Genomic DNA, 259 nt, shown 5'->3' with positions numbered 1-259 from the left:
GTAGATGCCCTCGGGCGCGGTGTCGAGCGGGATCGCGTAGACCTTGCCGTCGATCGTGTCGCTCGCCAGAGCCGCCGTACCGACATTCGTCTTGTCGGTGGCCGTGAGGTTCAGCGCCTGGATCTGCCCGGCGTCGGCCATGGCCTGCATCTTGCCGCCGCCGCGCTGCAGGAACACGTCCGGCGCGGAGTTCGAGTTCAGCGCGGTCTGCAGCTTCCCGTCGAAGTCCTCGTTCTGCACGTACTGGATCTTGATCGTC

General features: G+C 66.0%; 1 protein-coding gene. It reads right to left on the bottom strand.

The genetic code is table 11. The annotated features are described in order from the left end of the window. Positions 1–259, bottom strand: a 259-nt coding sequence (locus IH54_RS0139030; protein ID WP_031526449.1) for an extracellular solute-binding protein, incomplete at both ends; no start/stop codon positions are given.

It is taken from the genome of Streptomyces sp. NRRL F-5123 (assembly GCF_000721495.1).
Lineage (GTDB): Bacteria > Actinomycetota > Actinomycetes > Streptomycetales > Streptomycetaceae > Actinacidiphila.
Note: the sequence above shows the minus strand (reverse complement) of the source record. Positions and strands in the feature narration are given on the sequence as shown.